The sequence below is a fragment of the Flavobacterium sp. 25HG05S-40 genome, from assembly GCF_052654735.1.
Map to the genome: position 1 here is coordinate 2797403 of NZ_CP199750.1, position 13678 is coordinate 2811080.

General features: G+C 36.8%; 15 protein-coding genes. 2 read left to right on the plus strand and 13 right to left on the minus strand.

The window, feature by feature from the left end; all coding sequences use genetic code 11:
- Positions 1–358: 358 nt before the first annotated feature.
- Positions 359–1591 carry an ABC transporter permease gene (locus ACULEU_RS12155; RefSeq protein WP_445452837.1) on the minus strand — a complete coding sequence of 411 codons (1233 nt, stop codon included), beginning with the start codon at positions 1589–1591 and terminating at the stop codon, positions 359–361.
- Positions 1592–1746: 155 nt separating this feature from the next.
- On the opposite strand from ACULEU_RS12155, the gene ACULEU_RS12160 reads away from it, so the two are divergent.
- Complete coding sequence (locus ACULEU_RS12160) at positions 1747–2883, plus strand: exo-beta-N-acetylmuramidase NamZ family protein (protein ID WP_445454855.1); 1137 nt, start codon at positions 1747–1749, stop codon at positions 2881–2883.
- 244 nt (positions 2884–3127) lie between these two features.
- Here ACULEU_RS12160 and ACULEU_RS12165 read toward each other — a convergent pair whose 3' ends face one another.
- Genes ACULEU_RS12165 through ACULEU_RS12175 form a run of 3 tightly spaced genes read right to left on the minus strand, consistent with a single transcriptional unit; the run spans position 3128 to position 5046 of the window.
- Positions 3128–3529, minus strand: coding sequence for a PH domain-containing protein (locus tag ACULEU_RS12165; RefSeq protein ID WP_445452838.1), 402 nt, complete (start codon positions 3527–3529; stop codon positions 3128–3130).
- 28 nt (positions 3530–3557) lie between these two features.
- Positions 3558–4502 (minus strand): SPFH domain-containing protein, encoded by a 945-nt coding sequence (locus tag ACULEU_RS12170; protein ID WP_445452839.1) that lies wholly within the window; start codon positions 4500–4502, stop codon positions 3558–3560.
- A gap of 46 nt (positions 4503–4548) precedes the next feature.
- Positions 4549–5046 carry a YkgJ family cysteine cluster protein gene (locus ACULEU_RS12175; RefSeq protein ID WP_445452840.1) on the minus strand — a complete coding sequence of 166 codons (498 nt, stop codon included), beginning with the start codon at positions 5044–5046 and terminating at the stop codon, positions 4549–4551.
- A 90-nt stretch (positions 5047–5136) separates the two neighbouring features.
- Here ACULEU_RS12175 and ACULEU_RS12180 point away from each other — a divergent pair, with 90 nt between their 5' ends.
- A complete protein-coding gene (locus ACULEU_RS12180) occupies positions 5137–5835 on the plus strand; it encodes a class I SAM-dependent methyltransferase (RefSeq protein WP_445452841.1) in 699 nt (232 codons plus the stop codon).
- A gap of 116 nt (positions 5836–5951) precedes the next feature.
- Here the strand turns inward: ACULEU_RS12180 and ACULEU_RS12185 are convergent, their stop codons facing one another.
- The 9 genes from ACULEU_RS12185 to ACULEU_RS12225 all read right to left on the minus strand — a co-directional run bounded on the left by ACULEU_RS12185 (position 5952) and on the right by ACULEU_RS12225 (position 13636).
- Entirely contained in the window at positions 5952–7109 is a 1158-nt protein-coding gene (locus ACULEU_RS12185; protein ID WP_445452842.1) for an aminotransferase class V-fold PLP-dependent enzyme, read from the minus strand.
- An 89-nt stretch (positions 7110–7198) separates the two neighbouring features.
- On the minus strand, positions 7199–7603 hold the full coding sequence (locus ACULEU_RS12190) for a DUF2059 domain-containing protein (RefSeq protein WP_445452843.1): 405 nt from the start codon (positions 7601–7603) through the stop codon (positions 7199–7201).
- Positions 7604–7634: 31 nt separating this feature from the next.
- The gene (locus ACULEU_RS12195) at positions 7635–8021 is read right to left on the minus strand and encodes an energy transducer TonB (RefSeq protein WP_445452844.1); all 387 of its coding nucleotides are present in this window, start codon (positions 8019–8021) and stop codon (positions 7635–7637) included.
- A 7-nt stretch (positions 8022–8028) separates the two neighbouring features.
- Entirely contained in the window at positions 8029–8661 is a 633-nt protein-coding gene (locus ACULEU_RS12200; protein ID WP_445452845.1) for a 7-carboxy-7-deazaguanine synthase QueE, read from the minus strand.
- 131 nt (positions 8662–8792) lie between these two features.
- Positions 8793–10457, minus strand: a complete 1665-nt coding sequence (locus ACULEU_RS12205; protein ID WP_445452846.1) for a tetratricopeptide repeat protein — start codon at positions 10455–10457, stop codon at positions 8793–8795.
- Positions 10450–11379 carry a PstS family phosphate ABC transporter substrate-binding protein gene (locus ACULEU_RS12210; protein WP_445452847.1) on the minus strand — a complete coding sequence of 310 codons (930 nt, stop codon included), beginning with the start codon at positions 11377–11379 and terminating at the stop codon, positions 10450–10452. The genes ACULEU_RS12205 and ACULEU_RS12210 overlap by 8 nt, the downstream gene beginning before the upstream one ends.
- 233 nt (positions 11380–11612) lie before the next feature.
- Positions 11613–12398 carry an energy transducer TonB gene (locus ACULEU_RS12215; RefSeq protein ID WP_445452848.1) on the minus strand — a complete coding sequence of 262 codons (786 nt, stop codon included), beginning with the start codon at positions 12396–12398 and terminating at the stop codon, positions 11613–11615.
- Positions 12399–12419: 21 nt separating this feature from the next.
- Complete coding sequence (locus tag ACULEU_RS12220) at positions 12420–13022, minus strand: ExbD/TolR family protein (RefSeq protein WP_445452849.1); 603 nt, start codon at positions 13020–13022, stop codon at positions 12420–12422.
- 17 nt (positions 13023–13039) lie between these two features.
- On the minus strand, positions 13040–13636 hold the full coding sequence (locus ACULEU_RS12225; protein ID WP_445452850.1) for an ExbD/TolR family protein: 597 nt from the start codon (positions 13634–13636) through the stop codon (positions 13040–13042).
- Positions 13637–13678: the final 42 nt, after the last annotated feature.

The following is a 13678-nucleotide window of genomic DNA, read 5'->3' on the forward strand; positions in this document are numbered from 1 at the left end:
GGGTGCAAATATAAAAACTAAATCCCTCCCAATCCAAATAAAATTTTACCTTTTTTTGTCTTTTTTTTAAGACCTTGATAACTTGTCCTTTACAAAACCAACATCACAAAGCAACTACACACTTCGAACGTTTTACATGCTTATTCTATAGAAAGTCGTAGCAGTTAGGGCGTTTTTACTTTTGATTGTATATGGATTCCTGCATCCGCGGGAAAGACAAACAACTAATCAAATCAGCTTAATAAAACAAAAAGTGGTGGATAGCCCCGATGGAAACGGCATCCTTTTTCTTTTTAAAAAAGAAAAAGATATAGTGGACAGCGGGATCAGGCGTGTTAAAACAACAAAAGTGCTGCTTCTAATCGAACCTAATGGATTTAGACGGCGATATTTTAGTGATAATGTAAGAAGGGATGAGTAGCACTAGTAGACAAACTACCACAGTTCCAATGTTGAGCAATAGGATATAGAGTAGATTGATATCTACAGGTGCGACATTGACATAGTAACTTTCGGGGTTGAGTTTGATGATTCCGAAGTATTTTTGAACAAGTAATAATCCGATTCCGATAGCGTTGCCCCATAATAATCCGCGACCGATTAAATACGTTGCGTTATAGAGAAATAGTTTTCGAACCGACCAATTGTTGGCGCCGAGTGCTTTTAGGATTCCAATCATTTGAGTTCTTTCGAGAATCAGTACTAAGAGCGCGACTACCATATTAATAGTGGAAACGGCAATCATGACGATGAGAATGACAATAATATTGAAGTCGAAAAGTTTTAACCATTCGAAGATATAATAGAATTTTTCTTCGATTGTTTGCGAGTCTAGCGTGGAGGATGTTTCCTGGTAGATTTGCTGTCCTTTGGCTTCAATTTGGGTGAAGTCGTTTAAAAAAACTTCGAAGGAACCAATTTCATCGGGTTTCCATTTATTGATGCGTTGTACGTGACGGATATCTCCAATAACATAATTGGCGTCGAACTCTTGGAAGCCCGAATTGTAGATACCGACAATTTTGAAATTACGAAGATTATACCCTTCGGTTGCTTCTTTCATAAAATAGGTTACACATTTGTCACCGAGTTTTAATCCCAACCTATTGCATAAGAATTGGGAAATTAAGATTTCTTCATTGAGCGTGGATTTGAAATTTGGCAATCGCCCTTCGACCAAATATTCTTTGAGATTGTCGGTTTGATAGTCTTTACCGGCGCCTTTGAAGATAATTCCTTCGAAAGCGGTTTCCGTTCTTATCATGCCGCCTTTACTGGCAACAGCCTGAATATGTTGTATTCCGTCGACTGCTTTGAATTTTGGGTAAAAATTTTGATGTATGGAAATCGGATCCGTACTGACATCCGAGTTATTGTCGTTATAGGCCGAAATGATAATGTGGCCGTTAAAAGCCGCTACTTTTTGGCGTATTTTTTGTTGCAATCCAATTCCGGTAGCTATTGACACGATCATCATTACCATTCCCAACGCAATGGCGGTGATGGCAATTTTTATTATTGGCGCAGAAATACTACTTTTATGGTCTTTAGCAGTGATGAGTCTTTTGGCTATGAAATATTCTAGTTTCACTATACGTATAGGATTTGCCACAAAGATACACAAAGTTATTGGCGCTGAATTATAGCAATTTTTAGAAATTTACAAACATGAAATATTTTATCAACGGCGGCTTATTGCTTTTAGCTTACTTTTTTATCTCTTCCTCTTGCGGGACTTCTGAAAAAATGCAAAGACACTATGAAAGAGGAAGTAGTCGCATCACAGCGACATTACAAGGTATTAAAACAGGTGCTGATAATTCCGCAACATACCTTCCTTTAATAAAGAATAAGAAAGTCGGTATTGTGACCAATCAAACCGGAATCCTTTCGGACAAAAAGCATGTAGTTGATTTTCTATTGGAACAGAACGTTGATCTAAAAAAAATCTATGCACCGGAACATGGTTTTCGGGGCACGGCCGATGCAGGCGAACTCATTAAAGACGGCAAAGATACCAAAACCGGTTTACCCATTATTTCACTTTATGGCGATAACAAAAAACCGAAGACGGAGCAGTTAGCCGGAATTGACGTCATGGTTTTTGATTTACAGGATGTTGGTGCGCGTTTCTACACGTACATCTCAACCTTGCATTATATTATGGAAGCTTGTGCAGAAAGTAACATTCCATTAATTGTTTTGGACAGACCCAATCCGAATGGTGGCATTGTAGACGGACCAATATTAGAAAAAGAATATACGAGCTTTATTGGAATGCATCCGATTCCGACGCTACACGGCATGACTATTGGCGAATATGGCCAAATGATTAATGGTGAAAAATGGCTGAAAAACGGAATACAATGCAACTTGAAAGTGATTCCGTGCCTGCATTACAAAAGAGCAATGCCGTACAGTTTGCCTGTAAAACCTTCGCCCAACTTACCCAACGATCAAGCTATTAATTTGTACGCGAGTTTGTGTTTGTTTGAAGGTACCAATGTGAGTTCGGGACGTGGCACGGAGCAACAATTTCAGATTTACGGCTCGCCTTTTCTTCCTAAAAGCAGTCCGTACAGTTTTACGCCTATGCCGAATTTTGGTTCGAAAGACCCTATGAATAGAGGTTTGTTGTGCTACGGAGAAGATCTAAGTGCTGCTCCGAAAGTACAGCAACTGGAATTGAAGTGGCTCATTAAAGCATACACTTCAACTTCAGACCAATCCAAATTCTTTACTCCATTTTTTACCAAATTGGCCGGAACCAAGAAACTACAGCAACAAATAGAAGCCGGAAGCTCTGAAACCGAGATCCGAAAATCATGGGAAAAAGGATTGCTTGATTTTAAGACGATGCGAAAAAAGTATCTTATTTATTGAGAAGTCCTTTTATAGAGACCCACAACGAAAAGAACAGAAGATAGGTAACGGTAAAAACTATGAACAAGAAAACAGACAATATGAAAACCTCAAGTATTTGGAATACTGTCGAGTTCTCAGGAATGTCAGAATCGAGCCAATATCCAATACATGAAAGTAGTAAGGCTATACCATAAATGTATCCTAAAAAAAGAAACTTTTTCTTCATTCCTTTTTATCTACTACCGCAAAAAGTTTTCCTTTATTATAGTTTAATTTCTATAGCTGGATTAATTTTCACCAAATCATCTACAAAAGCCTGCTTTTCTTTTGGAGAAATATAGACTTCATCGAACTTGTTAAATTTAATCGCAATTCTATCTAAAGAGAGTGCCGGAGAACTTAAAACACTATTGGTTTTTTCAATTTTCTTAATTTTAGAAATCTCAATTCTTTCATTGACAATAAACATACATTTGACAATCAATTCATCCTTTGTAATGATATATCGGGTCGACTTTGATATAAAAAAAATAAAGAGAAGGCAAGACACAATTACCAGATAACCCATCCAATCGCCTTCAATAATACTTGAAATACCGAGAAAAATTGGGTAAAGCAGCAACAATCCCAGCCACCAATCTATTTTTGATTTGTATGTTTTCATGAGAAGAATTATTTTAATTCCTATACATTTATTTACTGATATTGATCATAGGTGTCGTATTTCCTAGAGTAGTCGTAGGAAGTTTACCATCCCATTTGCTTGCTTTAATATATTCAACATAAAGAGCCGTAAGTTCTCTTTGCTTAAGTTTTAGAGCGGCTGCTTCAGAGCTAGCTGCAATAACTACGGTTGCGCTATCGCCTTTGGCAAGAGCAATTTTACGTTGCGCATCGGCAGTGGCCGCTTTTGCTTGTGATTCTGATGTGATAGCATCCTGAACTGCTTTGGCTTTGGCTTTAATCGACTCTACAATACTTGGTGGTGGCTGAATATTGGTTCGAAGCTGTGATATCGTAAACCATTTTCCAACTCTTTTATTGGCTTCTACAACAATAGCTGCTTCGAATCCGCTTCTGTTGTTAAAAATATCATCTATAACCCATTTATTGGCAACATCACTCACGGCTCCTAATATTGCGATTTCTAGCCAGCCTTGTTCTACGGCTTCAAGACCGCCATTTCGATAAGACGTTCTTAAATTAGTAAACATATCGGCGCTTGTAGCTCTTTTAACAGAGTGGTTGAAACTTGGAGAAATATCACACGGAAATCCTCCTTTGGCAATAACTGCCTGTTTTTCGTATCGAATGGTTCTTTGATCTAATGGGATTTGGTGAATCTCTTCTGTCCATGTGCTATATATTTTCCATCCTGAGACCTCTTTAATTGTTGAAGCTCCTCTGGAATCACCCACTAAATCTACCAACAAACCTTGATAGCCTGCTTCTATTTTTTTCATTTCATACGGCTGTAGTAGAATAAACAACAATGCAATCACTGCTACCACAAATGGTTTGTACAGCACTCTTACCAAACGTCCATCGGCATCACGTTCAATGAATTTAAACTTCTTTTGTGCCCACATGACGCCAAAAACAAGAACAAACAGTATAGAAAGTATTATTGTAATCATAATAAAACAGGTTAGGTTGCAAACAAATATAGGAAAATTACATTTATTACAAAGGCAGTTTTTTCTTCATTTCTTCTACAATATTGTATGCTGCGGGACAGATAGCTACATTTTTTAAGGTCAAATCTGAAATCTGTTGGAATTTCTTTCTGTCGGTATGTGGAAACTCACGACAAGCTTTGGGTCGAACATCATAAATCATACAATAGTTTTCGGCATCCAAAAACGTACACGGAACACTTTGCAGTACATAATCTTGGTCTTCATCAATGCGAAGGTATTGGTCGATAAACTGTTGTGGTTTTAGCCTAAGATGTTTCGCAATCCGTTCAATATCGGCTAAAGTAAAAAGCGGTCCGGTGGTTTTACAGCAGTTGGCACATTGCAAACAATCCGTCCTTTTGAACTCGGCATCGTGTAAATCCTGCATTACATAATCCAGATTTTTGGGTGTTTTCTTTTTGAGCTTATCAAAATACTTTTTGTTTTCGATATGCTTATCTTTGGCTAACTTTTCAAGTTCGTGTAAAGAAGGCTTTAGCATTGTGTGTATTTCAGGCTACAAAGTTAAACAACTTCTATTTTAATTAATCTAAAACCGAGGACAGATTGCTTCATGCCTCGCCATGACATTATGAAAGATTTATTCGGCAAAGCCATACTCGATTTCCAAACGAACAATGCTCCGGCAGATTTGATTACCGAAACCAACATATCCGAAGCCGATGAGATGCGTGTGGGATATCTGTTTCGGAATTATAACGAAATGCCCAAACTGGAAAAAAAAGCGTTGCAGCTTGCCAAAGGAAAAGTACTCGATGTGGGCTGCGGTGCTGGAAGCCATGCGCTATATCTTCAAGAAAAGGGTTTTGATGTTATGGCCATCGACATTTCTGAAAACGCCATTAACGCTTGTGACCTTCGCGGATTAAAAAATGCCAAAGTACAGCATCTTTTGGATTTCGAAGGCGAAAAATTTGATACCGTTTTAGTGTTGATGAATGGCACCGGAATTTTCGGAACCTTAGCTGAAACATCTACCTATCTGCAAAAATTAAAATCACTTTTGAATCCCAACGGTCACATTTTACTCGATAGTTCCGACATCATTTACATGTTTGATCAAGATAAAGACGGCAGTTATCAGATTCCGGCCAACGGCTATTATGGCGAACTAACTTTTACCATTTCCTATAAAAATCAAACTGAAGAACCGTTTCCATGGCTTTATTTGGATTACAACACCTTGCAAAATGCCGCTCACGCTAATGGATTGAAGTGCGAACTGGTTCTTGAAGGCAAGCATTTTGATTATTTAGCCCGCCTTTTTTAGGAGCTCGTTTCCCGCTGTCCACTTTATCTTTTACACGGGTCAGGTTTCTAAACCTGACCCGTGTAAAAGGATGCCATTCCCTCCTGCCTGCCTGCCGGCAGGTCGGGGCTAAAAATCTATCGTGAAATCAAATCTGTTGTATTGATGATGTCTTCCAAAGCATGATATAAAGTATTCAAATCGGCTTGCGTGTTGTACCCATTGATGGAATATCTGATATAGAAATTTCCGTTTAGTGGCATTATGGGAACTTGTATTTTGTATTTTGAATACAATAACTCCTTAAGTGCTGCTGGTTTTTCAGTTGTTACGGGAACGCTTGCCATTTGGCCCAAGAATTCGGTTGTAATTGGACAAATTGGCTTCGTATTTAGTAAATCGCAAAAGCGTTGGTAATTCTCCAAAACCACTTGTTTACAAGTACCTGAAACTTCTTTCCAATTATTTTTTTCTAGAAATTCGACCACTTTTGGTGTACATAAAAATGCCGAAACATCGCGTGTTCCTTGCAATTCGTGATAATCCAAAAACTGGCTTTCTCCTGGTGCTACACTTTCGTAACCCCAACTTACCACTAATGGTTCCAAATCGTTTTGCAATTCGGGTTTCACATATAAAAACGAACTTCCTTTTGGAGCCAGCATCCATTTGTGAAGCGTTCCTGTGTAGTAATCCGGATTTAATTCGGTGATATCCAACTCTAAATGACCTGGAACATGAGCGCCATCAATAATCGTAATCAATCCTAATGTTCTAGCCTTCTCGCAAATCTCTTTAACCGGAAAAATTAGTGCTGTTGCACTTGACATTTGATTTAAGAAGACTACTTTGGTATTGGAATTATAGCCTTTCCAGAATTCTTCTATTATTTGCTCTTTGGAAACTATCGGCAACGAAATCTCTTGTCTAATGTATTTGGCTCCTGATTTTTTACAGTAAAAATTCCAAGTTCGGTCCATGGCACCATATTCATGATTGGTAGACAAAATTTCATCGCCTTCGTTAAGCTTAATGTTGCGCATAATGACATTGATTGCAAAAGTAGGATTCGCTGTAAAAAACAAATCTTTTGCCTGACAACCGACAAATCCTGCTAAATTTTCCCGTGCCGTTTTCAAATACTTGGGTTGCTTTTGCTGAATAAAATAGACGGGGTCCGATTCTAGTTCTAACTGGAACCGTTGGAACTCCTCAAAAATAGGTTTTGGACAAGCTCCAAAAGAGCCGTGATTTAAAAAAGTGATATTTGGGTCTAACAAGAATTGTGATTTCATGGCTTTGTTTGAATTGTATTGCTAACGGTGTAAAAATAAAAAACCCAAAACAAAAAGCTTTGGGTTTTCTAAAATATTTACAATGATGCTTACTGCATGTATTTCATCATCATGGCTTGGATTTCTCCTTGTAAACTAGCCATAGCTTCTTGTGATTTGGTGGCAATTACTTCAGCTTTGTCAGCCATTTTTTTTCCAACAGGACTTTCATAAAAAGCCAGCATAGCTTTTACATCGTCTTTGGTGTATTCCTGAAGATAAACATCAACTGTTTTTTCGTTGGCTTTTTTAAGAATGGCATCAAATTCTACACTAAAAGCAGCCTGTTTATCTTGTGGAATCATCTGTAGCACTTGTTTTTTTGCTGCTATCATCTGACCTGACGCTCCACTTTTCTCGATTACTTTTAAGACATCTTCACGAGTTGCTTTTTCCTGAGCCATGCCTGTTACAGAAACAAAGGCAAATACTGCTGTAATGATTAATTTTTTCATTTTTATTTTGTTTGTGGTGAATACTACTGAATTATTTTTTTGCTTTAAAAACCATCGGATATTTTATTTCAATACTAATTGGTTTTCCCTTTCTACGGGCAGGTTCCCATTTAGGGCATTTTTTCAAAACTCTGATAAATTCTGTCGCCGATGCTATGTCTAACACTTGAGTGATTCTTATCTTGGTTACGTTTCCTTCCTCGTCAATAGTAAAAGCACCTTCTAATGTACCGGGTTTGGTAACTTTAGAATAGTCAAATTCCTGACGAATAAACTCTTGAAACTTTTCGATACCACCACCATTAAATTTGGCATCAATTAGGTCCCCATCTAAATAGAAATCATCTTCACCTTCTATTTGAGAGAAAGCCATTATTGGAATCAACAAGAATAGTAGTACTATTTTAAATGTTTTCATAATGAGCTTATGGAATATTCAAATATTTATGTGTTTGTAACGATACCCTCCATTTAGGATTGTTCATTACGTAATCCACAATAAGCGGTGTCATTTCTTCTTTTTTACTCCATTCGGGCTGAAGAAAAAGTATAGCATTACTGTTTACTTTGGATGCTTGTTCTTCTGCAAAAATGAAATCGTGTTTATTGTAGATGATTACTTTTAATTCATTAGCAATTGCATAAGCACCATCAACGGGAAGTTTATTTTTCTTAGGAGAAAGACAAAACCAGTCCCACATTCCAGTAACAGGATAAGCTCCTGAGGTTTCGATATGTACTTTTAAATTGCTGTCTTTTAATTTTTGCGTAAGCACCGTCATGTCCCATGTCAAAGGTTCTCCACCAGTTACTACTACTGTATCTGCGTACTTTTTAGCATTGGCAACGATAATTTCGGTAGCTGTTGGCGGATGCAGTTCGGCGTTCCAGCTTTCTTTAACATCGCACCAGTGACAACCTACATCACAACCTCCAATTCGGATAAAATAGGCCGCTGTTCCGGTATGAAAACCTTCTCCTTGAATAGTGTAAAATTCCTCCATTAGTGGAAGCATTTCCCCTTTTTCGACAGCCAATTGTGTTTCTTTTGATAACATTCTATTAATTCTAGTGGGCAAAGATACTTAATTTAGCCATTGCTATGAAGGGATTTCACATGGTTATGAAACCTTTTGAATAAAAAAAACCGCTCTAAAACTAGAGCGGTCTTTTATAGTATGGTCTCCTATTATTTTTTTAATAATTTCAAAGAACTTACAGCATATTCATTTGCAGGATCTAGTGCTAAAGTCTTATTGAAATATTCAACTGCTTTCGCAGTATCGGTATTAGCATAAACCGCCGCGATGTTATTGTAAGCTTCTATAAATTTAGCTTTATTTTTAGTCACTTCTTCTGGCCCTTTTTCGGTTACCACTCTGATATATTCTTCGTAATTCTTTGCTATCATTTCGTCATTGTCCAATAACTTATTCGTTCTAGCTCTGAATACATATGCATCTTGAGTTGCAGGCGAAGCAGTAATTACATTTCCGAAAGCGACGTCTGCTTTTTGCAGTGCTATTTTATCTCGTTTTTCAGCATCTTTTGAAGCATTATCATAATAGATGGCGTTTCCTAAATAGAAATTGTCAATTAAATAGTTTTTGGAGTTCGTATTAGTAACTGCTAATTCAAAAACAGCAGCAGCAGCAGCAAATGCTTTTTGGTCGTATAATTTTTTACCAATTTCATTCAATTCGTTCGCTGCTAGAGGCTCCATTTCTACTGCTTTTTTCAAATCTGCCATACCAGCAGCTAATTGCGTTGGCTCTACAGACTTACCGTCAACACTAGTTCCTTTTTTGATTCTGGCCTGACCTAAATACAAATAATCACGTGGAATAATTTTGTTATTTGGGGTTGTAGTATACGTCTGTAATGAACTTAAAGCAATATCTACGTTTCCATTTTCATAAGCAGAATAACCTAAATAACGCATGATTCTTGGATTAACTCCGTCAAGCTCTTTCATTTTATTGGCTTCTACTTCAAGAGCTTTGTAATCTTTTGCCAAGATTAAGAAATCGGCGTGACGCATACGTGAATTCACAGAATAGTCTGTTAAGCTCATGTATTTTTCATAAAAACTTAGCGCTTTTTTGATGTTTTCTTCATATGTTTTAGGAACATTGTTGGCCCATAAATAGTGTGTCTCTGCAAGTTCACGATATACAGGACCATAATTAGCATTGATAGCGATTACTTCGTTATATGCTTTTACAGCTTCCGTGTATGCTTTTGCTCCTTTTAACAAAACACCCAATTGCATTTTAGCTCTAATTAGAGAATTATCAAACTGAAATGCATTTCTGTAAGCGATGTACGAGTCATTTTGATTTTTATCACCATAATAAGCATCTCCTAAAGCCATTTGAACTTGTGCATCATTTGGATTTGCTGCCGCTGCTTTAGTTAAAATAGCAATGGCACTTTTATAATCCGGTTTGTCTGCACCCATGTAGGCACGAGCAATATATACATATTCTTCTGTATCCTTCTTTTTCAATTCTTTAATAACGGCATCGAACTTAGCTTGTGCAGCAGCTTTATTATTAGCATCTAAATCTAATTGACCTAAACCAATATTGTTTAATCGCGCGCCATCACTTGCCGTTAATCCTTTCTGAAAATAGATGGTAGCAGAATCCGCGATATTTTGTTTTAGATAGATAGTACCTAAAAGAAAAGACGCTTTACCATTCGATGGTTTTGCCTGTATAACTGACTTCAATAGCGATTTGGCTTTTTCAAATTGTTCAGCATCAATAGCTTTCTTCGCTGGCTCTAAATCTTGTGCATTGGCAATCGTAGTTGCTACTAATGCTAGGCTGAAAATTTTAAACTTATTCATTTTTAATTATTTTATCTTTAGTAATTGTGTTTCGTATCACGACTTTTCTGCCTGGCACCTGTTCCGGAACCAAACCTGACTTCAAAATGATGCGTTGTCCTCTTTCACTGGTAAGGAAAGACTTCAAACCCATTCCGAGTCCAGCATATCCCTGACAATTGATGATATACAAATGACGTGCCAAAGGATATTTACCTGACGCTAGGTTATCTTGGCTAGGAAAAACATATTCTGTCTTGTTCACATCTTTAACCCCAAGAATATTGAGCTTGTCGACTTCTTCTTGAAGATCTAAAGGCGGCTGAAAAATCCAATTCATTCCTATTACACCAATCATTCCCTTGTTTTCCGCGACATACTTTATGACTTCTTCATTGGTTTTAAGGGAGAATATGTTTTCCTGATTTAGGATTTCAACACCAGCGATTCTAGAAATGTATCTTACGGTACTAGAGTTGGCATTATCAAAAACGATTCCTTTAATATTTGGAATATTTTTGCCTTTCATAAAATCAATGATGTCCTGGAGGGCAATTAAAGAATCATTCGTTGTTTTATTTTTTATGAAAGCTACAGCATCTGTTGCAAAAGGATTTATTCTTGGCGTAATCTTTTTGGATTCAAAAACCTTTAATTCTTTATCCGAAAGTTCCCGTGTTAAAATGGCAATTTTTGCAGTATCCTTTACTAACGCGTTTATAATTTCATTTTCAGATTTTGAAACCAGATGCAATTTGGCGTTGTATTCTGCTTCAAAAACGGCTACTTCATCTTCAACAATTGGCAATATTGATTCGTCAACATATACGGTAGCTTTCCCTTCCGTGATAGTATCCTTAATTTCACTTTTCCTTTGACATGAAAAAATGAAAAGGATAGCTAGTAAAGCAAAGCCGATAATTGTTTTAGTTAACTTATTCATTACTCTATTTATTCTTTATTAAAGAAGCGCAAAAATCGTAAAAAAGAATATACTATTAGTAAAATTCCAAAAACAATTCTGTATTTATATTCTAATGCTAAGGGTAAAGACTTCCAAAATATGATAATAAGGCCAAATGTTAAATAAAACAAAAAAAACAAGATGCCTATAACGAGAAGAAACCGCTCTTTGAGCGATTTCTTCTGAAAGTTTTCAATGAATTTTGAAATCATTTATTCTGCTGATTGGATAGAAATTGGTAACGAATACAATACCCTTACTTTTTTTCCATTTTGTTCACCAGGATTCCATTTTGGACAGGATTTCAAAACTCTAATAGCTTCTTTACCTGTTCCGTATCCGATATCTCTTAATACTTTGATATCTGTAAGTGATCCGTCTTTTTCTACAACGAAGGTTACAAATATTTTCCCTTTCAAACCATCTTCCTCAGGAACTTGGAAATTTTTACCAATAAATTTGTAAAACTTCTCTAATCCACCTGGGAAATCAGGCTTTACTTCGATACCCGCTGTGTTGTAGATTTGATTATCATCCTCTACCACACTTGGACCCGTTCCTACAGGCTCAACGCTTAATTCGGCATCAGGATCACCTTTAATCGTTTCGGCACCAATTTTTTTGTCTTTGATTTCCTCTACTTTTGGCGGTTCTTCTGTAACCTCTTCAGCCTTAGCTACAACAGGTTTTACAAACTTCACCTGATCCACTTTTGGTGGCGGTGGTGGTGGTGGTGGTAAATTTTCTGGCGGTTTTTCTTTTGGAGGTAATTTAACCGTAGTGATTTTTTGATCTAACACCATTTCATCATCTCCATCTGGAATTAAATTCGCCAATACCGGCAAACTTACCAAGAATGTAAAAATAACACCTCCAATGATAAGAGACCTTAGGGTTGTTTTACCGTTAGTTCTTCTTAGTTCGTAGGCACCATACAATTTATTTCGTCCTTCAAAAACGACCTCTAGCCACTGATTTTTTAATAAATCTAATTTCATGTCTTTTCTTTTTTAATTAGATTAAGGATTAGGTGTTGTTTCTGTTGTTGGAGTAGTAGCATCAGATGATCCAGCACCAATCAATTTGGTTTCTTCAGGTGTAAACTCATTTACTATTGCGTAAGTAGGCACACCAACAATTGCCATTTCATCCAATATATCCACCAAATTACGGTAATTTGACTTCTTGCTTGGTTTGATAATTACAATCATTCCCTTATCTTTAGTACCAGTATATTGAAGCACCGCTTCTTTTCTGCTCAAAAGCTCTTTTCGAATACCGTCTTTACCGTATGCAAAATCTTTTGGTGCACCACCAGAAACAGGAGTTTCCAACAGTCCAACATAACGAACTAATTTATTATTATCTCCTAATAAAATAGTCATCGTACGATTTTCATCTACTTTAACATCTTTATTTTTATCCTTATCCGGATCTTTATCTGGCAAACCCAAATTCATGGATTGTGGTTTAGACAACGTTGTGGTAAGCATAAAGAAAGTAATCAAAAGGAAAGCTAAATCCACCATCGCGGTTAAGTCGACTTTAGAATTTTGTTTTTTACTTCTTACCTTTTTACTGCCTTTTTTACCACCGCCGTCGCCGGTATTTAATTCAGCCATTTAGTATATTTTTAAAATTAATTTTCTCTACCTCTTAAACCCGTAACCAAACTAAAGCTATTGATTTTTTGATCCTGCAAAATATCCATTACCTTTCTGATTATTGGATACTCTTCTTTAGCATCACCTTTTATAGCTAATTCTAATTCTTTATCGTGTAGCTCAATATTAGCTAGTCGGGCATTCTGAACCCAGTCTGCCAATTGATTGTCTAAAGAATCTTTAGGAATCCCAGGCTGTTGAACATTCTTTCTGTCAGATGGCTTCATGCCAAGTATCTGTTTAAGACTCTGAACCGGCACTCCAAAACTTTCCATTATTGCAAACTTTTGTTGCTCTTCTTCGGAAAACGTTACGCCATATTTTTGACCCATTAATTCCAGAGTTCTAACACGGACATCTTTTCCTTTGACATCAAAAAAGACTTTTCCTTGACCCACAGTTAAAGTAGCTAAATCTTTTTCAGGCAACTTTGTCTGTACAGTAGATGCAGGCGTATCCACAGGCATTACTTCGGGTACTTTAGCAGTAGCAGTCAAAATAAAGAACGTAAGCAAAAGGAATGCAACATCACACATCGCCGTCATGTCGGTAGATGTTGACTTTTTTTTCATTTTTATTGCCATTGTTATAGTGTATTATTGATAGTAACTATC